Below are 22,385 nucleotides of genomic sequence, written 5' to 3'. Positions count from 1 at the left end.
ACTTAAGCTATTGCTTTTCTATTCTTACCTGTTTTCATTAAACCATCATAATGTTGATTCAACAAGTAGGAATTAATTTGTTGTATGGTATCGATAGCAACTCCAACCATAATAATTAAAGAGGTACCTCCAAAAAACATTGCCCAAGATTGTTGAACATCCATAACGCTTACAACAATTGCTGGGAACACAGCGATTAAAGCAAGAAATAAAGACCCTGGGAAAGTAATTAAAGACATCACTTTATCAAGAAAATCGGAAGTTTCTACTCCTGGTTTTACCCCTGGAATAAATCCACCACTTCTTTTCAAATCATCAGACATTTTATTAGTAGGAACCGTAATTGCTGTATAAAAGAAAGTAAATACTACTATCAAAGTAGCAAATACAAAATTATACCAAAAACCGAACATATTACTAAAAGCACCAACAATAGATTGAGATGCATCTGATTTAGATAATCCTGCTACAGCAGCGGGAATAAACATGATTGCTTGGGCAAAGATAATTGGCATAACTCCTGCAGCATTAAGCTTCAAAGGAATCCATTGTCTACTACCACCAATAGCATCTTGTTCATAATCACCTGTTGACGTACGACGTGCATACTGTACTGGTATTTTTCGCACCGCCATCACTAACAATACACAAGAAATAATTACTAACAACCAAACAATAATTTCAATCACCAATAACATTGGACCTCCATTATTATTCGTAACTCTGGTAGTAAATTCTTGAATAAAAGCTTGTGGTAAACGAGCCAAAATACCCACCATAATTAACAATGAAATACCATTACCAATTCCTTTATCTGTGATTTTTTCTCCCAACCACATAGCAAAAATAGTACCGGTAGTCAAGATAATTACAGAAGAAAACAAAAACTCAAAAGAATTAAACCCTAATAAAAAGGCATTACTCGGTAATGTTCTGTATAAATTGTAAATATAAGTAGGACCTTGAAGTAAAGTAATTCCAATTGTTAACCAACGAGTAATTTGATTGATTTTTTTTCTTCCACTTTCACCATCACTTTGAAGCTTCTGCAAATAAGGAATAGCAATGCCCATTAACTGAACCACAATGGAGGCAGAAATATAAGGCATAATTCCTAAAGCAAAAACAGATGCTTTAGAGAAAGCTCCACCAGTAAACATATCCAAAACAGAACCAATCCCTTGTTTGGTTTGTCCTGCTAGACCACTTAATTGTGTAGCATCAACCCCTGGCAACGTAACATGCGCTCCAAAACGATAGATTAAAAGTAAACCAAGAGTTAAAAGAATACGATTCTTTAACTCTTCGATTTTCCAAACATTACTTATTGATTCAATAAATTTCTTCATCTTAATTGAAAAATTATAATGTTACCGCTTCACCACCAGCAGCTTCAATTGCCGCTTTTGCAGTCGCAGTAAATTTGTGAGCAGTTACTTTTAATTTTGCTTTTAATTCGCCTCTACCTAAAATCTTAACGATTTCATTTTTAGTAGCCAAACGATTTGCAACATATACTGACATATCTACAGTATCTGTAACCATTCCATTATCAACTAATAATTGAAGTGTATCTAAATTAACACCCTCATATTCTTTACGATTGATGTTTTTGAAACCAAACTTAGGCACACGTCTTTGAAGTGGCATTTGACCTCCTTCAAAACCAATCTTTTTAGAATAACCAGAACGAGATTTAGCTCCTTTGTGTCCTCTAGCGGCTGTACCGCCTTTACCGGAACCTTCTCCTCTACCTAATCTTTTATTTTGATTATGCGTAGCACCTTCAGCAGGTTGTAAGTTACTTAAGTTCATAACTATAATTCTTATTTAACTTCCTCAACGGAAACTAAGTGTTTAACTTTATTTATCATACCAAGGATTGCAGGATTTGAATCATGCTCTACAACTTGTCCCATTTTACGTAAACCTAAAGCTTCTAAACCTCTCTTTTGTGAAAGAGGACAGTTAATTTTGCTTCTAACTTGTTTTACTAATAATTTAGCCATAATTTCCTGTTATTAACCTTTAAAAACTTTTTCTAAAGAAACTCCTCTTTGTTTTGCTACTGTATGAGCACTTCTCATTTGTAACAAAGCATCAAAAGTTGCTTTTACCACGTTATGTGGATTCGAAGATCCTTGAGATTTAGACAATACATCGTGAATTCCAACTGATTCAAGAACTGAACGAACAGCTCCTCCAGCAATAACTCCTGTACCATGAGATGCAGGAATTAAAAATACACGTGCACCTCCAAATTTACCTTTTTGTTCGTGAGGAACTGACTGTCCATTCAAAGGAATACGTACTAAATTTTTCTTGGCATCTTCTACTGCTTTTGCAATAGCTTCAGATACATCTTTAGATTTTCCTAATCCGTGACCAACAACACCGTTTTCATCACCTACAACTACAATAGCAGAAAAACCAAAAGCTCTACCTCCTTTTGTAACCTTAGTAACACGATTTACACTAACCAAACGATCTTTTAATTCAAGACCACTAGGTTTTACCAACTCTATATTTTTGTATTTATTAGACATACTTATTAGAATTTAAGTCCAGCAGCTCTCGCGCCTTCTGCTAATGATTTAATACGACCGTGATATAAATAACCTCCTCTATCGAAAGTTACTGTATCAATACCGGCTTTTAACGCTTTCTCTCCAACTAGTTTTCCAACTGCTGCAGCAACTTCAACGTTTGTACCTTTACCTATTTCTTTTTCTCTTGAAGAGGCAGCTAATAAAGTAACTCCATTTACATCGTCAATTAATTGAGCATAAATTTCTTTGTTACTTCTAAACACAGAAAGTCTAGGTTTAGCAGCAGTACCGCTAACAATCTTTCTAATTCTGAATTTAATTCTCTGTCTTCTATCAGATTTTGTTAATGACATAATCTTATTTTTTAAGCTGATTTACCTGCTTTTCTTCTTAATACTTCACCTACGAATTTAACACCTTTTCCTTTGTATGGTTCTGGCTTACGGAAACTTCTAATTTTCGCAGCAACTTGACCTAAAAGTTGTTTGTCAAATGATGTTAATTTCACAATTGGATTTTTACCTTTTTCAGAAATAGTCTCCACAACAACTTCTGGAGCAACTTCTAAAATGATATTATGTGAATATCCAAGAGCTAAATCTAATTTTTGACCTTGGTTTGAAGCTCTATAACCTACCCCAACCAACTCCAATTCTTTAGTAAAACCAGTAGATACACCTGTAATCATATTATTGATTAATGATCTATACAAACCATGTTTTGCTCTTTGGTCTTTCTGATCAGACGATCTTTCAACTTGAACTTGACCGTCTTCAACTTTTACAGTTACGTCCGAAAACTCCTGCAATAGTTGACCATTCTTTCCTTTTACTGTAACAACACCTTCTGCAACTTCTACAGTTACTCCAGCAGGGATTACAATTGGATTTTTACCTATTCTTGACATCTTAATCTAGTCTTTAATATTAGTATACGTAACAAATTACTTCACCACCTACATTCAATTGCTTAGCTTGTTTCCCAGTCATAAGACCTTTAGAAGTAGAAACAATAGCAATCCCCAATCCATTAAGAATTCTTGGAATTTTGGAAGCACCTGCGTATTTACGTAAACCTGGTTTACTAATTCTTTGGATATCTTTAATTACAGGCTCTTTAGTCTCTTTATCATATTTTAAAGCGATTTTAATAGAACCTTGAACCGTATTTTGTTCAAATTTGTAACTTAAGATATACCCTTGATCAAATAAGATCTTTGTAATCTCTTTCTTTAGATTAGATGCAGGAATTTCCACAACTTTATGGTTTGCAGCCACAGCGTTACGGATTCGCGTCAAATAATCAGCAATTGGATCTGTATACATATGTATTAATTTGCGGTTTTGGTTTTCGATAGCACTTTGCCATCGAACCTAAAACCAATTTATAATTCTTTATATTACCAGCTGGCTTTTTTAACTCCAGGAATTAACCCGTTGTTAGCCATTTCTCGAAACGTTACACGTGAAATTCCAAATTGACGAATATATCCTCTTGGTCTTCCAGTCAATTTACAACGATTGTGTAAACGAACAGGTGAAGCATTTTTTGGTAATTTTTGCAAACCTACGAAATCTCCAGCTTCTAACAAAGCTTTTCTTTTCTCAGCATACTTCGCTACCGTTTTTTGTCTTTTCACCTCGCGGGCTTTCATTGATTCTTTAGCCATGTCTTAATTCTTTTTAAAAGGTAATCCTAATTCAGCCAATAACGATTTTGCTTCTTTATCGGTTTTTGCAGTAGTAACAAAAGTAATATCCATACCTGCAATCTTATTAACTTTATCAATATCAATCTCTGGAAAAATGATTTGCTCTAATACGCCAAGGTTATAATTACCTCTTCCATCAAATCCAGTAGCTTTGATACCATTAAAATCTCTAACACGTGGTAAAGCAGAAGTAATAAGTCTATCTAAAAACTCATACATTCTCTCTCCACGAAGGGTTACTTTTGCTCCAATTGGCATTCCTTTTCTCAATTTAAAAGACGCAACGTCTTTCTTAGAAATTGTAGAAACTGCCTTTTGTCCTGTAATCTTTGTCAATTCATCAACTGCGTAGTCAATTAATTTTTTATCAGATACAGCAGCACCAACTCCACGGCTCAAAACGATTTTTTCCAATTTTGGAACTTGCATTACGTTTGTATATCCGAATTCTTCTTTAAGAGCAGCAATTACTCTGTTCTTATACTCTTCTTTTAGTCTAGGTGTATATGCCATCACTATAGTACTTGATTAGATTTTTTTGAAAATCTCACTTTCTTATTTCCTTCTACTCTGATACCTACTCTAGTTGTTTCCTTAGTTTTAGGATCAATCAAAGCAATGTTTGAAATTTGAATAGAAGCCTCTTTTTTAACGATACCACCTTGAGGGTTTTTAGCACTTGGTTTTGTATGTTTTGAAACCATGTTTACACCTTCAACGATCGCTTTGTTCTTCTCACGGTATACACGCAATACTTTACCTTCGGCACCTTTATGGTCTCCTGCGATAACTCTTACTATGTCACCTGATTTTATTTTTAGCTTTATCATCTTATAACGAATTAAAGCACTTCTGGTGCTAATGATACAATTTTCATGAATTGTTTTTCACGAAGTTCTCTTGCCACCGGACCAAAAACACGAGTACCTCTCATTTCACCAGCAGCATTCAATAATACACATGCGTTATCATCAAATCTGATATATGAACCGTCGGCTCTTCTCACTTCTTTTTTGGTACGTACAACAACTGCAGTTGAAACAGCTCCTTTTTTAACGTTTCCGTTTGGAGTTGCATCTTTGATAGAAACTACAATCTTGTCACCAACAGAGGCATACCTTCTTTTGGTACCTCCTAAAACACGGATAGTTAAAACTTCTTTAGCTCCTGTGTTATCTGCTACTTTTAGTCTTGATTCTTGTTGTACCATAATTATTTAGCTCTTTCAATGATTTCAACTAATCTCCAACATTTAGATTTACTCAAAGGACGCGTCTCGCTAATTCTTACAGTATCTCCAATGTTACAGTCGTTTGTTTCGTCGTGCGCAACGTATTTTTTTGTTTTCAACACGAACTTACCGTATAATGGGTGTTTTACTTTACGTACTTCAGCTACAACAATAGATTTCTCCATTTTGTTAGAAGTAACAACACCAATTCTTTCTTTTCTTAAATTTCTTTTTTCCATCTTTCAGCAGATTACAATTATTGTAACTCTCTTTTTGTAAGCTCAGTAGCTAATCTTGCAATTGTTCTTCTTACAGTTCTTATTTGTAGAGGATTTTCAATTGGTGAAATAGCATGAGCCAATTTTAGATTAGCATAAACTTTCTTAGTTTGACTAAGTTTTTCTTGCAACTCCGCTGCAGAAAGATTTTTTATTTCTGATTGTTTCATAATATAATTAGATTATGCTTCGAAATCTCTCGCAATAACGAATTTTGTTTTTACTGGAAGTTTTTGCGCTGCAAGACGTAATGCCTCTTTAGCAACTGACAAAGGAACTCCTCCAACCTCAAACATAATTCTTCCGGGTTTAACAACAGCAGCCCAATATTCAACTGCTCCTTTTCCTTTACCCATACGTACTTCTAGAGGTTTCTTAGTGATTGGTTTGTCTGGAAATATTTTAATCCACAACTGTCCTTCTCTCTTCATATAACGAGTAGCTGCAATACGAGCTGCTTCGATTTGACGAGAGGTTAAGAACATTCCTGTTTCATGTACAGATTTAATACCAAACATTCCATTTGAAAGTTCATGCCCTCTTTGAGAGTTACCTTTCATTTTACCTTTCTGTACCTTACGGTATTTTGTTCTTTTAGGCTGTAACATTTTTTTTTAATTTAAAAATTTACTTTCTTTTACGAGCATCAGGTTTACCCCCTTTGTTGAAGTTTGATTTACCACGAGATGAATCTCCTTTACCTCCAGCACTAGATTGTTTTTTATCCATTCCAGTTAGTGGAGAAAGATCTCTCTTACCATAAACCTCTCCTTTCATGATCCATACTTTAACTCCCATTCTACCATAAGTAGTATGAGCTTCTGCCAAAGCATAGTCAATATCAGCTCTGAAAGTTGATAGAGGAATTCTACCTTCTTTGAAACCTTCTGAACGCGCCATTTCCGCCCCATTCAAACGACCAGAAATCAATACTTTGATACCCTCTGCGTTCATACGCATTGAAGCAGCAATAGCCATTTTAATAGCTCGTCTGTAAGAAATACGACTCTCAATTTGACGACAGATACTTGTTGCAACTAAATAAGCATCTAGTTCTGGTCTTTTGATTTCAAAAATGTTAATTTGAACCTCTTTATCAGTAATTTTCTTAAGCTCTTCTTTCAACTTGTCTACCTCTTGACCACCTTTCCCAATAATAATACCAGGTCTAGCAGTAGTGATAGTAACGGTTACAAGTTTTAAAGTTCTCTCAATAATTACTTTTGATACACTAGCTTTTGATAAACGAGCATGGATATACTTTCTGATTTTATGATCTTCGGCTAATTTATCGCCATAATCATTTCCACCATACCAGTTAGAGTCCCATCCTCTGATGATACCAAGTCTATTTCCAATTGGATTTGTCTTTTGTCCCATCTTTATTAATTGCTTTGTGTGTTATTAATAGCTCCCAACACGATTGTTACGTGGTTAGAACGTTTTCTAATTCTATGTGCGCGACCTTGTGGAGCTGGACGAAGTCTTTTCAACATCATACCACCATCAACTCTGATCTCTTTTACAAATAAGCCTGCTTCAGCAACATTACCTTCACTATTTTTTTGCTCCCAGTTATTGATAGCAGATAATAATAGTTTCTCTAATTTTCTTGAAGCTTCTTTTGAGCTAAATCTTAAAATATTAAGTGCTCTTTCCACTTTCTGACCTCTTACCAAGTCCGCAACTAAGCGCATTTTTCTAGGTGAAGTAGGGCAGTTATTCAATTTTGCAAAAGCCAGTGACTTATTAGCCTCTTTTCTTGCATCTGCTGTTTCTCTTTTACGAACTCCCATTGCTTCTATTTTTTACCTTTATTTTTTGCTCCAGCGTGACCTCTAAAAGATCGTGTTGGTGAAAATTCTCCTAACTTGTGACCTACCATGTTTTCTGTAACGTAAACAGGTACAAACTGACGTCCGTTATGAACTGCGATTGTTTGCCCAACAAAATCTGGAGTAATCATCGAAGCTCTAGACCATGTCTTTACTACTCCGTTATTTCCTTTTTCTATATTTTCTTGAACTTTCTTATCTAATTTATAGTGAACGAAAGGTCCTTTTTTTAATGAACGTGCCATATCTCAATTATTTCTTTCTACGTTCTACGATATACTTATTACTCGGGTTTTTCTTAGAACGAGTTCTATAACCTTTAGCTGGCATTCCGTTTCTTGAACGTGGATGTCCTCCAGAAGAACGTCCTTCACCACCTCCCATTGGATGATCAACAGGGTTCATTGCAACAGGTCTTGTTCTAGGTCTTCTTCCTAACCATCTTGTTCTACCTGCTTTACCAGACACAACTAATTGATGATCAGAATTAGAAACCGCTCCAATTGTAGCCGAACAAGTTAACAAGATCAATCTTGTTTCTCCTGAAGGCATTTTAATTGTGGCATACTTACCATCTCTTGCCATTAATTGAGCAAAAGTACCAGCCGAACGAGCAATAACAGCTCCCTGACCTGGACGTAACTCAATACATGAAATTACAGTTCCTAAAGGAATCTTACTTAAAGGTAATGCATTACCAATTTCTGGTTGAGAATCTGGACCAGAAACTAATTTCTGACCCACTTTCAATCCATTTTGAGCAATTACATACGTTTTCTCTCCATCAGCATAAGCTAACAAAGCAATAAATGCAGTACGATTTGGATCGTATTCGATAGATTTAACCGTAGCAGGAACTCCTACTTTAGCACGTTTAAAATCAATAATACGATATCTCTGCTTGTGACCACCACCCGTATAACGCATGGTCATCTTTCCCTGACTATTTCTACCTCCTGAGTTTTTTATCGGTGCTATCAAAGAGCGCTCCGGCTTATCAGTTGTAATGGCGTCATAACCATTCACAACTCTAAAACGCTGACCCGGGGTAATAGGTTTTAATTTTCTAACTGACATTGTTCTCTATTAGATATTATTGTAAAAATCAATTGATTCTCCTTCTTTTACTTGCACAAATGCTTTCTTTTCAGCATTTGTTTTTCCACTGATTAAACCACTTTTAGTGTATTTTGCAGTTCTATCCGGTCTAACATTAATTGTATTAACACTCACAACAGTTACACCATAAGCAGCTTCAACAGCTTTCTTAATCTCAACTTTGTTTGCTTTTGTGTTAACAAAAAATCCAAATCGGTTCAAAACTTCACTCTCTTTGGTCACTTTTTCAGTTACTATAGGTCTGATTATGATACTCATTTTCCTATTTATTTACTTAAATTTTCTTCAATTCCTTCTAAAGAACCTTCAAAAAGCACTACATTATTAGCGTTTAAGATGGCGTAAGTGCTTAATTCTGAGCTACTTACAACATTAGAAGCCTTCAAATTGCGTGACGACAAATATACATTTTTATTTAAATCACCCAACACAAACAAAGATTTTTTATTCTCTAACCCTAAAGCTTTCAAAACATTAATGAAATTTTTAGTGCTTGGAGTATCAAAATTAAAATCCTCCAAAACAATAATATTGGATTCTTTTGCTTTGATTGAGAAAGCTGATTTTCTAGCCAAACGTTTCAAGTTTTTATTCAATTTGAATGAATAACTTCTTGGTCTTGGACCAAAAACAGTTCCTCCTCCTTTAAACAAAGGATTCTTTACACTACCCGCACGAGCAGTACCAGTTCCTTTTTGCTTTTTAATCTTACGTGTACTTCCAGCTACTTCAGCTCTTTCTTTTGACTTATGAGTACCTTGTCTTTGATTAGCAAGATATTGCTTAACATCAAGATATACAGCATGATTGTTTGGCTCAATTGCGAATACTGAATCAGAAAGCTGAACCTTTCTTCCAGTATCTTTTCCGTTGAAATCTAATACTTTTACTTCCATTACTTCTGAATGATTACATAAGAGTTAGTATGCCCAGGAACACATCCTTTAACAATAAGTAGGTTCTTATCAGCCACTACTTTTAAAACTCTAAGGTTTTGAACTTTTACATTTTCTCCTCCCATTCTTCCAGCCATACGCATTCCTTTGAATACTCTAGATGGATAAGAAGAAGCTCCTACAGAACCTGGCGCTCTTAAACGATTGTGTTGACCATGAGTAGATTGTCCAACACCACCAAAACCGTGACGTTTAACAACACCCTGAAAACCTTTACCTTTAGATACACCTTGTACATCTACAAATTCTCCTTCTTCAAAAATAGTAACATCAATAAGATCTCCTAATTTTTGTTCAGTTGCAAAATCTTGGAATTCAACGACTTTTTTCTTAGCAACAGTTCCTGCTTTTTTAAAGTGACCTACAGCCGCTTTAGTGGAATGTTTCTCATTTTTGTCATCGAAACCAAGTTGCAACGCTTCATACCCGTCAACCTCTTTGGTTCTGACTTGGGTAACAACACATGGCCCAGCTTCGATTACTGTACAAGGAATATTCTTCCCGTTTTCATCGAAAATACTAGTCATGCCGATTTTTCTACCAATTAACCCAGACATAAAATATTAATTATTAATTATTAAATATAAATATAGAACTTTCGCTTAAGCGAATACTATTTTTTAAAAACGAGGTGCAAAAGTAAAACTTATTTGCAGATATTCCAAAAAATGTTTTTTCGCTTAAACGAAACGTCCTTCTATTTCAAAAATTCAGGTATTATACCTTGATTTCTACTTCAACCCCACTAGGCAATTCTAGTTTCATTAAAGCATCAATAGTTTTAGATGAAGAAGAATAAATATCAATTAATCTCTTATATGACATCACTTCAAATTGTTCTCTAGCTTTTTTATTAACGTGTGGAGAACGTAAAACTGTGAATAATTTTTTGTGAGTTGGTAATGGAATTGGACCTGTTACAACTGCACCAGTAGTTTTAACCGTTTTTACAATCTTCTCAGCAGACTTATCCACCAACATATGATCGTAAGATTTTAGTTTTATTCTGATTTTTTGACTCATTTTCTTAAAAATTAAGCGTTACCTTTTGCTTTTTTAATCACTTCTTCTGAAATATTAGAAGGAGTTTGTTCATAGTGTGAAAATTCCATAGTAGAAGTTGCTCTACCTGATGACAATGTTCTTAATGTAGTTACATAACCAAACATTTCAGACAAAGGAACACTTGCTTTAATAGTTTTAGCTCCAGCTCTATCTCCCATGTCATTAACTTGACCTCTTCTTCTATTCAAATCTCCAACAATATCTCCCATATTTTCTTCAGGAGTAATCACTTCAATTTTCATAATAGGCTCAAGGATAACCGCACCAGCAGCTTTCGCTACTTCTTTATAACCCATTCTAGCAGCCAATTCAAATGAAAGAGCATCAGAATCCACTGGGTGATACGAACCGTCTAACAAAGTTACTTTCAAACTATCTACAGTATAACCAGCTAATGGCCCTGTTTTCATAGCTTCTCTGAAACCTTTTTCAACAGCAGGAATATATTCTTTAGGAACGTTTCCTCCTTTTACTTCATTTACAAACTGTAATCCAACAGGCGCTTTACCATCAACAGTATCAGCAGGTTCTAAACGGAAAACAATATCTCCAAATTTACCACGACCTCCAGATTGTTTTTTGTAAACTTCTCTGTGTTGTGCTGACTTAGTAAATGCCTCTTTGTATTCTACTTGAGGCTCACCTTGGTTTACTTCTACTTTGAATTCACGTTTCATACGATCTACAAGAATATCCAAGTGTAACTCTCCCATTCCTGAGATAATGGTTTGACCTGAAGCCTCATCAGTTCTAACAGTAAACGTAGGATCTTCTTCAGCTAATTTAGCCAAAGCCATTCCCATTTTATCAACGTCAGCTTTAGTTTTAGGCTCAATTGCGATACCAATTACAGGATCAGGGAATTTCATTGATTCAAGAATAATCGGATGTTTTTCATCGCACATAGTATCCCCTGTCTTGATATCTTTAAATCCAACTGCAGCTCCAATATCTCCAGCCTCAATATATTCGATCGGATTTTGTTTATTCGCGTGCATTTGGTAGATACGAGAGATACGTTCTTTATTCCCTGAACGAGTGTTCAAAATATAAGAACCTGCATCCAAACGACCTGAATAAGCACGGAAAAATGCCAAACGACCTACATAAGGGTCAGTAGCAATTTTAAATGCCAAAGCTGCAAAAGGCTCTTTTACATCAGGGCGACGCACGATTTTAGTTTGATCTTCTTCTAATAATTCAGCATCATCAGGATGAATTCCCTCAATACCTTCTTTATCTAATGGAGATGGCAAATATTTACATACTGCATCTAACATGAATTGAACTCCTTTATTTTTGAAAGAAGACCCAGCAATCATAGGAATAATTGCCATGTCAATAGTTGCAGCACGCAACGCATTGTTGATCTCTTCTTCTGTAATTGAGTTTTCATCCTCCATATATTTATCAAGAAGACTCTCATCATAGGTAGCAATTTCTTCAATAAGGATAGATCTGTATTTTTTTACATCATCCACCATATCAGCAGGAATATCTACAATATCAAAGGTAGCACCTTGTGTAGCATCATGCCATACAATAGCTTGATTTTTAACTAAATCAACTACTCCTTTAAAATCTGCCTCGTCTCCAATTGGCAATGTAATTGCAACTGCATTAGACTTCAACATATCTTTAACTTGCTGACAAACACCCAAGAAATTAGAACCTTGACGGTCCATCTTGTTTACAAACCCCATTCGAGGCACTCGATATTGATCTGCTAATCTCCAGTTAGTTTCTGATTGAGGCTCAACACCATCAACAGCACTAAACAAAAATACCAAACCGTCTAATACACGTAACGAACGATTTACCTCTACAGTAAAATCAACGTGTCCAGGAGTATCAATAATATTAAAGTGGTACGGTTTTGAATCTGGTAATAACTTACCTTGTTCAGTTGGAAAACTCCACTCACAAGTTGTTGCAGCAGAAGTAATTGTGATACCTCTTTCTTGCTCTTGTGCCATCCAGTCCATGGTAGCAGCACCATCATGCACCTCACCAATTTTATGTGATTTTCCGGTGTAGAATAAAATACGCTCAGTTGTTGTTGTTTTACCAGCATCAATATGAGCCGCAATACCTATATTTCTTGTATATTTTAAATCTCTAGCCATTTCTTATGAATTAAAATCTAAAGTGAGAGAAGGCTTTATTTGCTTCTGCCATTTTGTGAGTATCCATTCTTTTCTTAACAGCAGCCCCTTCTTCTTTAGCCGCAGCTAAACATTCTGAAGCCAATTTTTGAGCCATTGATTTCTCATTTCTCTTTCTAGAATACAAAATCAACCATTTCATTGCCATAGAAATTTTTCTATCTGGTCTGATTTGCATTGGAATTTGAAACGTTGCTCCACCAACTCTACGACTACGCACCTCTACGTGTGGCATCACATTAGTTAATGCATCTTTCCAAATTTCTAAAGCAGATTTTTCTGCATCTTGCTTTTTAGTCTCTATAATATCGATTGCATCATAAAAAACTTTGAAAGCGGTTGATTTTTTACCATCCCACATTAAGTTATTCACAAAACGCGTAACCAATTGGTCATTAAACCTTGGGTCTGGTAAAAGAGGTCTTTTTTTAGCCTGTCTTTTTCTCATGTCTTTTTTTTAATTAAATACTATACTTATATAATAAAGAATACCTATTATATATTACAGCGTTTTAAATTACTTTTTTGCTTCTTTTGGGCGTTTTGCTCCGTACTTAGATCTTCTTTGCGTTCTACCAGCAACACCTGATGTATCAAGTGCTCCACGAACGATGTGATACCTAACTCCTGGCAAATCTTTTACCCTTCCACCCCTAACTAATACTATCGAGTGCTCTTGTAGATTGTGTCCTTCTCCAGGAATGTAAGCATTCACTTCATTACCATTAGTCAAACGCACACGCGCAACTTTACGCATTGCAGAATTTGGCTTTTTTGGTGTAGTAGTGTAAACACGCGTACAAACCCCTCTTCTTTGAGGACAAGAATCTAAAGCAACCGATTTACTCTTCTTAGTTATCTGAGTTCTTCCTGTTCTTACTAATTGTTGAATTGTTGGCATAATTAATACTAAAATTACTTATTTATTTAATTCCCGCTTTTTACGGGGTTGCAAATTTATAAAATATTTTAAACTTAACAAACCATAAATGATTAATTTTCAATATATTTAAATAACTAGCGATTTTTAATGTTATTTTAAGTCTTTTAAAAGCACTTGCTCTTTTCAAAAAACACACTATTAAAGGAACTTTCAGCCGAAAAACTAAAAAGAAAAAGGAAATAAAATCAAATAAAAGCAGATTTATAACATCCGAAACTACTTCTGTTAAAATGTTAAATTTTAGATGCACGCATAAAAAACAACAAAGAATATTAGGAAAGTTAACAAATAATTAAGATTTTTGCTTCACTAATTCAAAATAATTAAAAATGAAACTAAAATTAAATGGATTCTTAATGCTTTTATTAGCATTAGTGACGCAAATAACATTTGCGCAAGAAAGAGCCGTTTCAGGAACTGTTTCTGACAATACAGGACTACCTCTTCCAGGGGTAAGCGTATTGGTTAAAGGAACAAAAACTGGAACGCAAACTGATTTTGATGGAAAATACTCTATCAAAGTGGCACCAAGCCAAACTTTAGTATTTAGCTACATTGGTATGACAAGCCAAGAAGTTAAAGCTAGCTCAACTAGTATTAATGTAAAACTAGCTAGTACAGCAATTGAACTTGAGGGTGCTGTTGTAACAACTGCACTGGGTGTTAAAAGAGAAAAAAAATCTCTTGGATATGCTACTCAAGAAATCAAAGGAGCCGACATTGTTTCAGGAGCTGGAAGCGGAAACTTCTTCAATGAATTATCTGGTAAAGTAGCTGGAGTTCAAATTAGAAGAAACAACAACTTTGGTGGTTCTACTAATATTGTATCACGTGGTATTAAAAATCTTACAGGTAATAATCAAATGCTTGTAGTAATTGATGGTGTACCAGTTAATAACTCTAACATTAACTCAAGTACTGGATCTCAAACTACTGGAGCAGGACCTACTTACGATTACGGTAACAACGCAATGGACATCAATCCAGACGACATTGAAACTATTAACGTATTAAAAGGAGCTGCAGCATCGGCTTTGTACGGATACCAAGCTGGAAATGGTGTTTTAATGATTACAACCAAAAAAGGGAAAGCGAAAAAAGGATTAGGAATTACTGTTTCTTCTGAATTAGTAACTGGTTCTATCGATAAATCTACTTTCATTAAATATCAAGATAAATATGGTGCTGGTTATGGCCCGTATTACGAAGACGCTTCAGGAATGTTCTTATCAAGAGATATTAATGGTGATGGTGTTGATGACTTAGTAGTACCTACTTCTGAAGACGCTTCTTATGGTGCAGCTTATGATCCAAACAAAATGGTTTATAACTGGAATGCATTCACTCCATATTCTGATAATTTTGGTAAAGCAACTCCATGGGTAGCTGCTAAAAATGGTCCAATAACATTTTTTGAATCACCACTTTCTGTAAATAACTCAATTTCATTAGAAGACGGAAATGATAAATCTAATTTCGTTTTAAACTTTAATAACTTCAAACAAAATGGTATTATGCCAAATTCTGAATTGAAGAAAAATAGTTTAAGTTTAAAATTTAATCACCAATTAACTGATAAATTATCAGTATCCTCATTTGCTAGTTATACTGCGCAAACTACAGTAGGTAGAAACTCAACAGGTTATAGTGATAACATCATGACACAATTCCGTCAATGGTGGCAAACTAATGTTGATGTTCAGGAATTAAAACAAGTTTACGAAAGATCAGGAGGTCAAAACGTTACTTGGAACTGGGCAGATCCTACTGACTTACAGCCAATTTACTGGGACAACCCATATTTTACAAGATACAAAAACTACCAATCTGACGAAAGAAACCGTTTTACGGGTTATGCAAAATTAGATTACAAAATTGCTGACTGGGTAACAGCTACAGGTCGTGTATCTACAGACACATATTCTGAACTACGTGAAGAAAGAAGAGCTAACGGATCTACTGCTGGAACTTTTGGAATCAACAGATTGGATGAAGGATCAGGTTACCAAAGATACTCTAGAAATTTTTCAGAGCAAAACTATGATTTCTTCTTAACGTTTAAGAAAAACATCAATGATAGCTTTACATTCAATGGAGTTGCTGGAGGTACTATAAACAGATCTAGAATTGTTTCAGAATTAGCATCAACACAAGGAGGACTTGTAGTTCCTGAACTTTATAGTTTGAATAATTCTGCCTCAACTGTGCCATATCCTCTAGATAGTGAAACAAATACAGGAGTAAACTCTTATTATGGATCTGCTTCCTTTGGATACAAAGATTTCTTATTTTTAGACGGTACAGTAAGACGTGATGCTTTCTCAGTATTACCTGCAGGAAATAACTCATTACTTACAAACTCTCTTTCTGCAAGTTATGTGTTTACCAAAACTATTAACAAGCCATGGTTATCATTCGGTAAATTAAGAGCTAATATAGCTGAAAGTCCTCTTGGATCACCTTCACAAGCATTAGTAGATACTTATCCAAGAACAACTTCATACGAATCAGAACATATGTATTCTGTAGCATCAACAAAAAGCAATCCTGACTTAAGACCTGTTAAATCAAGTACAAAAGAAATTGGATTAGAAATGCAATTCTTAAACAGAAGAATTGGTTTTGATGTTGCCGCATATAAAACATTAAGTTCTGGACAAATTTTTCCAGTATCTTATTCTACAGCAACTGGTTACTCAAATAGATATGTAAATGCTGGTGAAATTGAAAATAAAGGTCTTGAGGTACAAATTAATTTAACTCCAATAAAAACAAATGACTTTTCTTGGGATATTTTTGTAAACTGGGCTAAAAATGAAAATAAAGTTATTAGTTTAACTGAGGGGATATCAAATTTACAATTAGGAAGTTTCCAAGGTGGTGTAACAATTAATGCGCAAGTAGGTCAACCATATGGAACTATTAAAGGAACTGATTACACTTATTTAAACGGTCAAAAAGTTGTAAGCACACTAGGTCGATATGTAATTAATACCTCAACTAACAATGTAATTGGAAACATTACTCCAGACTGGACAGGAGGGGTAAGAAATAATTTTACTTATAAAGATATATCTTTAGGTTTCTTGATTGATATGCAAAAAGGGGGAGATATGTTCTCGCTTGACCAATCATATGGGCTAGCTACTGGACTTTCTGTAGTAACTGCTGGCAACAATGAATTAGGAAACCCTGTTCGTAATACTATCGCTAATGGAGGAGGGGTAATTTTACCTGGTGTTCAAGCCAACGGTACTCCAAACACGGTGAGAACAGCAGCTCCTAATCAATACGGAAATATTTCAGGTTATAGAAGAGCACCTAATGCTGCATTTATCTATGATGCATCATTCATTAAATTAAGAGAGGTTAACATTTCATATAACTTACCAAGTTCTATTACTTCCAAGTTAAAACTTACTGCTATGAAATTTAGTATAGTAGGTTCTAACTTATGGATTATTCATAAAAACCTTCCAGATGCTGACCCTGAAAGTGGTTTAGCTTCAGGAAATTTAGCATCTGGATACTCTGTAGGTTCATTACCAACAACTAGAAATATCGGTTGTAACTTAACATTTAAATTTTAAATTATGAAAAAGATAGTATTATTCATAACGTTTATTTCACTGGCTATATCGTCATGTACAGATGATATTACAGGTTTAAATGAACTAAAAAAAGAAGCTACTTCAACGAAACCAGAGTATTTATTCACAAATGCACAGAAAAATTTAGCCGATCAAATGGTTAGTACATCTGTTAATTACAATGTGTTTCGATTATTTGCACAACATTGGACAGAAACAACATATCCAGATGAAAGTCAATATAATATAACAACTAGAAGTATCCCTGACAATCACTTTACGGTACTTTATAGAGATGTATTAAGAGACTTAAAAGAATCTAAAACAATTTTATCTGCCGAAGTATATGTAGGTACTACAGCAGAAAAAGCAGCTAAAGAGTTAGTTAGAAAAAACAAATTAGCCGTGATAGATATATTAACTGCATATACATACAGTATATTAGTAGATACATTTGGAAATGTTCCTTATACACAAGCATTAGACTTAGAGAATCATCCACAGCCAGTTTACGATGACGCTAAAACAATCTACAAAGATTTAATATCTAGATTAACTTCAGATGTTTCTAACTTATCTTCAAGTGCTGAAAGTTTTGGAAGCGCTGATTTAGTATATGGTGGTGATGTCGTAAAATGGAAAAAATTCGCTAATACATTGCGATTACGTTTAGCTGTAAACATTTATGATGCAGAACCTACTTATGGTAAAGCTCAAGTTGAGGCTGCAGTTACAGCTGGAGTTATAATGAATGCTTCAGATAATGCTAATTTCAAATACCTATCTACACAACCAAATACTAATCCATTATATGTTGATTTAGTTGCTAGTGGAAGACACGATTTTGTTCCAGCAAATACACTAGTAAACAAAATGAACACATTAGCTGATCCAAGAAGAGAAAAATATTTCACTCTAGCATCTAATGGAACATATAAAGGTGGTACATATGGAACTGGAAATTCGTATAGCAGTAATTCACATGTGAGTGCTACTATTGAAGACCCTACTTTACCAGGTACTCTTTTAGATTACACAGAAGTAGAATTCCTATTAGCAGAAGCTGTTGAAAAAGGAGCTACTATATCAGGAACTGCAGAATCTCATTACAATGCAGGCATTACAGCTTCTATGCAAAATTGGGGTGTTGCCGCGGCAGATATTACTACTTATTTAGCAAGAACTGATGTGGCTTATACTACTGCAACTGGTACTTACAAACAAAAAATTGGAGAACAAGCTTGGATTGCTCTTTATAACAGAGGATTTGAAGCATGGACTTCATACAGAAGATTAGACTTCCCTGTATTAGCTGCGCCAGCTGGAGCTTATAACGGATTAACATCTGTTCCTGTTCGTTATTCTTACCCTGCAAAAGAGCAAACATTAAATACAGCTAATGTCACTGCTGCTATCACTGCAATTGGTGGAAATAACTTAACTACAAAATTATTCTGGGATAAATTCTAATTTATCTTCATAATTTGATCAGAAACCATCAGCCTTTGGCTGGTGGTTTTTTTTTGTATCTTTGCGTTATGGAAAAAGAAAAAATTCCATTTGGAATACGGGCTATTATTGAGAGCCCATACAAACTGGAATTACAACAAACTTAAACCTATTCTCAAAAAATCCCAATACAATTCTTTTAAAATCATAATGGTAAACTAGTTTAAACTACTTTATTTTTATATCTTTTAATTACAAATTGTCATCTGTATAATTTATTATAAAATTAAAGCTATGAGCACAATAACAATAACCGAATTATATTCTTTATTATCAGAAAAGGTAGGGAAAGAAACGGCACAAAGTCTAACTGCTTACATTGAACAAAAGATAGAAAAAAATATAGAATACAACACCCGTCACTTGGCAACAAGAAAAGATTTAGAAAAAGGATTCAAAGAACAGTCAAGATGGATGTTAGGTGTTTTTATAACACTTGCCCTAATGATACTGGGATTATATGCGACTATTTTATTAAAGTAATCATATAGACACTATTTAAAAAAACATATTGAACAAACCATTCCTTTGAATCCAAAAGGGATGGTTTTTTTATATCTTTGCGTTATGGAAAAAGAAAATATAATATTTGGAATACGGGCCATAATCGAGGCTATACAAGCGGGAGCTGCAGTAGACAAAGTCTTCATTCAAAAAGAAATTGCAGGCGAACTAATGAAGGATTTAATGAAGGTAATGAAACGTGCTAATATTAATTTTTCCTACGTTCCTGTAGAAAAACTAAACCGTTTAACCCCTAACAACCACCAAGGAGCAGTTGCAAGCATCTCTCCTATCGGTTTTATGGAATTGGAACATTTAGTAGAATCCACCATGGAATCGGGTAAAAAAGCCTTATTTTTAATTTTGGATCAAATTTCGGACGCGCGTAATTTTGGTGCTATTATTAGAACTGCCGAATGTACTGGTGTAAATGGTATCATCATTCAAAAAGCAGGTTCTGCTCCCGTAAATGGAGACACTGTAAAAACATCTGCCGGTGCCGTATTCAATGTGCCTATTTGTAAAGTAGAACACATTAAAGACGCTATCTTTTATCTTCAAAGTTCAGGAATCAAAACCGTAGCCGCTACCGAAAAAACAGAACAAAATATCTACGACATTGCACTAAACGAACCCGTAGCCATCATCATGGGATCAGAAGACCGAGGAATCAATCCATCGGTATTAAAAATTGTAGATGAAAAAGCAAAATTACCAATGTTCGGGACAATCGGATCATTAAATGTGTCGGTAGCTTGTGGCGCCTTCCTATACGAAGCGGTAAGACAAAGAAGTTAGAATTAAAAACAAACACATAAAATTTAAATTCTAACACTACTCAACACCTAAAAAATAACCTCATAAACATATCCCCGAATAACCTTATCAACAAACAACCCCACATAAACACAAAAAATGGAAGCTCCTCTAGCAGAACGCATTCGTCCACAACAATTAGAAGACTATATTAGTCAATCCCACCTAGTGGGTGTTAATGGTTCGTTGACACAGCAGATAGCCAAAGGAATTATCCCTTCCTTGATTTTTTGGGGGCCTCCTGGCACAGGAAAAACTACTCTAGCCCAAATTATTTCGCAAGAATCCAAACGCCCTTTTTATACCTTAAGCGCTATTAATTCCGGAGTAAAAGATATCAGAGAGGTTATAGAAAAAGCCAAACAAAGCGGCGGACTTTTTACTTCCAAAAATCCCATTTTATTTATTGATGAGATTCATCGCTTTAGTAAGTCCCAACAAGATTCCTTATTGGCTGCAGTCGAAAAAGGCTGGATTACACTCATCGGAGCTACAACTGAAAACCCCAGTTTTGAAGTCATTCCTGCTTTATTATCGCGTTGTCAAGTGTACACCTTGAATGCTTTTAACAAAGAAGACTTAGAAGCCTTGCTAGACCGAGCAATGCAAACAGATGCCATTTTAAAAGAAAAAAAAATAAATCTAACCGAAACAGAAGCGCTACTGCGACTTTCTGGTGGCGATGGACGCAAACTATTAAATCTTTTCGAACTGGTCGTAAACGCCTCTAATGAAGATGAAATTTTCATCACCAACGATCGCGTACTCGAATTAGTACAACAAAACACCGTTTTGTATGACAAAACAGGAGAACAACATTATGATATTGTTTCGGCCTTCATCAAATCCATTCGAGGCAGCGATCCTAACGGAGCAGTCTATTGGCTAGCCCGAATGATTGAAGGGGGTGAAGATGTAAAATTCATTGCGCGACGCATGCTTATTCTTGCTAGCGAAGACATTGGTAATGCGAATCCTACTGCCTTTATTATGGCCAACAATACCTTCCAAGCAGTAGCTACTATTGGTTATCCTGAAAGCCGAATCATCCTCAGTCAATGTGCTGTGTATCTAGCTACTTCTCCAAAAAGTAATGCATCTTATATAGCTATTGGCAAAGCCCAGCAACTGGTCAAACAAACAGGAGACTTATCGGTACCTATTCATCTGCGCAATGCACCTACCCCATTAATGGCGGCATTAGGATATGGAGAAGAATACAAATACTCCCACGATTATGCAAACAATTTTGCCGAACAAGAATTTTTACCCGATGCAATATCTGGGACAACTCTTTATGAACCAGGAAATAATACTAGAGAAAATACCACTCGCGAATTCTTAAAAAACCGATGGAAAGACAAATACGGTTACTAAAACTTTACCGATACTTTTTCTGAAATTAATTTTTCATTTACATAATAGTCAAAAAACCACTGTTTGTCCTTTAGAATAAAAACACCTTGGTTGTTACCTTTTACAGCAATATACAAGTCAGGACGTGAAGTTGCATACAATTTAAAAACAACTTTCGGACTTGCATCCACTAACTGATATCCATTTGGAGTAGCTTGAGCATAAAGCAATTCTGGAGCTGTTGTTTGTTCAACTTGTACTGCTGCATTTGTAGTAGAAGGAGCAATTGCTGGTACGACTTCATTTTTTAACGCTACCGCAGGAGTAGTAACCGTCATTTTTTCGTATTTATAATTCAATTTAAAAATAGATTCAAAAGCAGCATTTAAAGCTTTTGAATATGCCAATTCTGTGTCTTTCTCTTTAGTATAACCGCTTTCAGACTTGTAAATCAAATTATTACTACAATCTTTTAATTCAACATGAAATTTTGTGGCTAAAAAAGCACTTTCTTTTACAATATCATAATACAAAAGCTCGCATCGATCACTATATTCCTTAGGAAGTATTTCATTCGCATAAAATACCGTAAATCCAGCTTTATTGAGGTTCATTTTAGACATTGTACATAGACGGTACTGATTATTGGTCCGAATAAAATCAAATTTCAAAGGCACAATAACCGCTTTGTAATTGTTGCTATTTTGTGCAAAACAAAACGAACTAAATAAGACGAATACAAATACTAGTTTTCTCAT

31 protein-coding genes are annotated in these 22,385 nt (G+C 35.0%); 5 read left to right on the top strand and 26 right to left on the bottom strand.

All coding sequences use genetic code 11. From position 1 onward, the window contains the following. Positions 1-2 precede the first annotated feature (2 nt). From secY to rpsL, 25 genes are all read right to left on the bottom strand, one after another. Entirely contained in the window at positions 3-1,349 is a 1,347-nt protein-coding gene (gene secY / locus MG292_RS05490) for a preprotein translocase subunit SecY (protein ID WP_264533716.1), read from the bottom strand. Between the two features lie 13 nt (positions 1,350-1,362). Next, positions 1,363-1,815 (bottom strand): 50S ribosomal protein L15, encoded by a 453-nt coding sequence (rplO, locus tag MG292_RS05485; RefSeq protein WP_264533717.1) that lies wholly within the window; start codon positions 1,813-1,815, stop codon positions 1,363-1,365. An 11-nt stretch (positions 1,816-1,826) separates the two neighbouring features. Next, the gene (gene rpmD / locus MG292_RS05480; protein ID WP_264533718.1) at positions 1,827-2,009 is read right to left on the bottom strand and encodes a 50S ribosomal protein L30; all 183 of its coding nucleotides are present in this window, start codon (positions 2,007-2,009) and stop codon (positions 1,827-1,829) included. Positions 2,010-2,021: 12 nt separating this feature from the next. After that, the gene (rpsE, locus tag MG292_RS05475) at positions 2,022-2,546 is read right to left on the bottom strand and encodes a 30S ribosomal protein S5 (RefSeq protein ID WP_024981522.1); all 525 of its coding nucleotides are present in this window, start codon (positions 2,544-2,546) and stop codon (positions 2,022-2,024) included. A 5-nt stretch (positions 2,547-2,551) separates the two neighbouring features. Next, positions 2,552-2,902 (bottom strand): 50S ribosomal protein L18, encoded by a 351-nt coding sequence (gene rplR / locus MG292_RS05470; RefSeq protein WP_264533719.1) that lies wholly within the window; start codon positions 2,900-2,902, stop codon positions 2,552-2,554. Between the two features lie 11 nt (positions 2,903-2,913). Next, a complete protein-coding gene (rplF, locus tag MG292_RS05465; protein ID WP_264533720.1) occupies positions 2,914-3,456 on the bottom strand; it encodes a 50S ribosomal protein L6 in 543 nt (180 codons plus the stop codon). A gap of 19 nt (positions 3,457-3,475) precedes the next feature. Then, positions 3,476-3,874, bottom strand: coding sequence for a 30S ribosomal protein S8 (gene rpsH, locus MG292_RS05460; RefSeq protein ID WP_264533721.1), 399 nt, complete (start codon positions 3,872-3,874; stop codon positions 3,476-3,478). A 74-nt stretch (positions 3,875-3,948) separates the two neighbouring features. Then, positions 3,949-4,218, bottom strand: a complete 270-nt coding sequence (gene rpsN / locus MG292_RS05455; RefSeq protein WP_264533722.1) for a 30S ribosomal protein S14 — start codon at positions 4,216-4,218, stop codon at positions 3,949-3,951. A 3-nt stretch (positions 4,219-4,221) separates the two neighbouring features. Further along, a complete protein-coding gene (gene rplE, locus MG292_RS05450; protein ID WP_264533723.1) occupies positions 4,222-4,773 on the bottom strand; it encodes a 50S ribosomal protein L5 in 552 nt (183 codons plus the stop codon). A gap of 2 nt (positions 4,774-4,775) precedes the next feature. Then, entirely contained in the window at positions 4,776-5,090 is a 315-nt protein-coding gene (gene rplX / locus MG292_RS05445) for a 50S ribosomal protein L24 (RefSeq protein ID WP_264533724.1), read from the bottom strand. Positions 5,091-5,101: 11 nt separating this feature from the next. Then, positions 5,102-5,470, bottom strand: coding sequence for a 50S ribosomal protein L14 (gene rplN / locus MG292_RS05440; RefSeq protein ID WP_007803649.1), 369 nt, complete (start codon positions 5,468-5,470; stop codon positions 5,102-5,104). A 2-nt stretch (positions 5,471-5,472) separates the two neighbouring features. After that, the gene (rpsQ, locus tag MG292_RS05435; RefSeq protein WP_264533725.1) at positions 5,473-5,730 is read right to left on the bottom strand and encodes a 30S ribosomal protein S17; all 258 of its coding nucleotides are present in this window, start codon (positions 5,728-5,730) and stop codon (positions 5,473-5,475) included. 17 nt (positions 5,731-5,747) lie between these two features. Beyond that, a complete protein-coding gene (gene rpmC, locus MG292_RS05430; protein ID WP_264533726.1) occupies positions 5,748-5,939 on the bottom strand; it encodes a 50S ribosomal protein L29 in 192 nt (63 codons plus the stop codon). Between the two features lie 12 nt (positions 5,940-5,951). Beyond that, complete coding sequence (rplP, locus tag MG292_RS05425; RefSeq protein WP_264533727.1) at positions 5,952-6,377, bottom strand: 50S ribosomal protein L16; 426 nt, start codon at positions 6,375-6,377, stop codon at positions 5,952-5,954. Between the two features lie 19 nt (positions 6,378-6,396). Beyond that, positions 6,397-7,149 (bottom strand): 30S ribosomal protein S3, encoded by a 753-nt coding sequence (gene rpsC / locus MG292_RS05420; protein WP_264533728.1) that lies wholly within the window; start codon positions 7,147-7,149, stop codon positions 6,397-6,399. Positions 7,150-7,154: 5 nt separating this feature from the next. Beyond that, complete coding sequence (gene rplV / locus MG292_RS05415) at positions 7,155-7,565, bottom strand: 50S ribosomal protein L22 (protein ID WP_264533729.1); 411 nt, start codon at positions 7,563-7,565, stop codon at positions 7,155-7,157. Positions 7,566-7,570: 5 nt separating this feature from the next. Next, entirely contained in the window at positions 7,571-7,849 is a 279-nt protein-coding gene (gene rpsS / locus MG292_RS05410; RefSeq protein WP_264533730.1) for a 30S ribosomal protein S19, read from the bottom strand. 7 nt (positions 7,850-7,856) lie between these two features. Further along, the gene (gene rplB, locus MG292_RS05405; RefSeq protein ID WP_264533731.1) at positions 7,857-8,681 is read right to left on the bottom strand and encodes a 50S ribosomal protein L2; all 825 of its coding nucleotides are present in this window, start codon (positions 8,679-8,681) and stop codon (positions 7,857-7,859) included. Positions 8,682-8,690: 9 nt separating this feature from the next. Then, the gene (gene rplW, locus MG292_RS05400; RefSeq protein WP_264533732.1) at positions 8,691-8,981 is read right to left on the bottom strand and encodes a 50S ribosomal protein L23; all 291 of its coding nucleotides are present in this window, start codon (positions 8,979-8,981) and stop codon (positions 8,691-8,693) included. An 8-nt stretch (positions 8,982-8,989) separates the two neighbouring features. Continuing rightward, positions 8,990-9,619: a 50S ribosomal protein L4 gene (gene rplD / locus MG292_RS05395; RefSeq protein ID WP_264533733.1), complete on the bottom strand. Its 630-nt coding sequence runs from the start codon at positions 9,617-9,619 to the stop codon at positions 8,990-8,992. Next, positions 9,619-10,236, bottom strand: coding sequence for a 50S ribosomal protein L3 (gene rplC, locus MG292_RS05390; RefSeq protein WP_264533734.1), 618 nt, complete (start codon positions 10,234-10,236; stop codon positions 9,619-9,621). The genes rplD and rplC overlap by 1 nt, the downstream gene beginning before the upstream one ends. Positions 10,237-10,396: 160 nt before the next feature. Beyond that, positions 10,397-10,702, bottom strand: a complete 306-nt coding sequence (rpsJ, locus tag MG292_RS05385) for a 30S ribosomal protein S10 (RefSeq protein WP_007803605.1) — start codon at positions 10,700-10,702, stop codon at positions 10,397-10,399. Positions 10,703-10,713: 11 nt separating this feature from the next. Continuing rightward, complete coding sequence (fusA, locus tag MG292_RS05380; RefSeq protein WP_264533735.1) at positions 10,714-12,870, bottom strand: elongation factor G; 2,157 nt, start codon at positions 12,868-12,870, stop codon at positions 10,714-10,716. A gap of 10 nt (positions 12,871-12,880) precedes the next feature. Beyond that, positions 12,881-13,357, bottom strand: a complete 477-nt coding sequence (rpsG, locus tag MG292_RS05375) for a 30S ribosomal protein S7 (protein WP_264533736.1) — start codon at positions 13,355-13,357, stop codon at positions 12,881-12,883. A gap of 69 nt (positions 13,358-13,426) precedes the next feature. Beyond that, positions 13,427-13,810, bottom strand: a complete 384-nt coding sequence (gene rpsL / locus MG292_RS05370) for a 30S ribosomal protein S12 (RefSeq protein WP_007136570.1) — start codon at positions 13,808-13,810, stop codon at positions 13,427-13,429. Between the two features lie 371 nt (positions 13,811-14,181). Here rpsL and MG292_RS05365 point away from each other — a divergent pair, with 371 nt between their 5' ends. From MG292_RS05365 to MG292_RS05345, 5 genes are all read left to right on the top strand, one after another. Then, positions 14,182-17,442, top strand: coding sequence for a SusC/RagA family TonB-linked outer membrane protein (locus MG292_RS05365; RefSeq protein WP_264533737.1), 3,261 nt, complete (start codon positions 14,182-14,184; stop codon positions 17,440-17,442). Positions 17,443-17,445: 3 nt separating this feature from the next. After that, positions 17,446-18,912 carry a SusD/RagB family nutrient-binding outer membrane lipoprotein gene (locus MG292_RS05360; protein WP_264533738.1) on the top strand — a complete coding sequence of 489 codons (1,467 nt, stop codon included), beginning with the start codon at positions 17,446-17,448 and terminating at the stop codon, positions 18,910-18,912. A gap of 273 nt (positions 18,913-19,185) precedes the next feature. Continuing rightward, entirely contained in the window at positions 19,186-19,434 is a 249-nt protein-coding gene (locus tag MG292_RS05355; protein ID WP_264533739.1) for a hypothetical protein, read from the top strand. An 84-nt stretch (positions 19,435-19,518) separates the two neighbouring features. Further along, entirely contained in the window at positions 19,519-20,253 is a 735-nt protein-coding gene (rlmB, locus tag MG292_RS05350; RefSeq protein WP_264533740.1) for a 23S rRNA (guanosine(2251)-2'-O)-methyltransferase RlmB, read from the top strand. 117 nt (positions 20,254-20,370) lie between these two features. Beyond that, on the top strand, positions 20,371-21,648 hold the full coding sequence (locus MG292_RS05345; RefSeq protein WP_264533741.1) for a replication-associated recombination protein A: 1,278 nt from the start codon (positions 20,371-20,373) through the stop codon (positions 21,646-21,648). Here the strand turns inward: MG292_RS05345 and MG292_RS05340 are convergent. Beyond that, a complete protein-coding gene (locus MG292_RS05340; RefSeq protein ID WP_264533742.1) occupies positions 21,645-22,385 on the bottom strand; it encodes a hypothetical protein in 741 nt (246 codons plus the stop codon). The two genes, MG292_RS05345 and MG292_RS05340, sit on opposite strands and share 4 nt — an antisense overlap.

This window comes from Flavobacterium keumense, assembly GCF_029866485.1.
In the GTDB taxonomy this organism is placed as follows: Bacteria; Bacteroidota; Bacteroidia; order Flavobacteriales; family Flavobacteriaceae; genus Flavobacterium; species Flavobacterium keumense.
The sequence above is the reverse complement of the archived record's forward strand: the minus strand, read 5'-3'. Positions and strand labels throughout refer to the sequence as shown.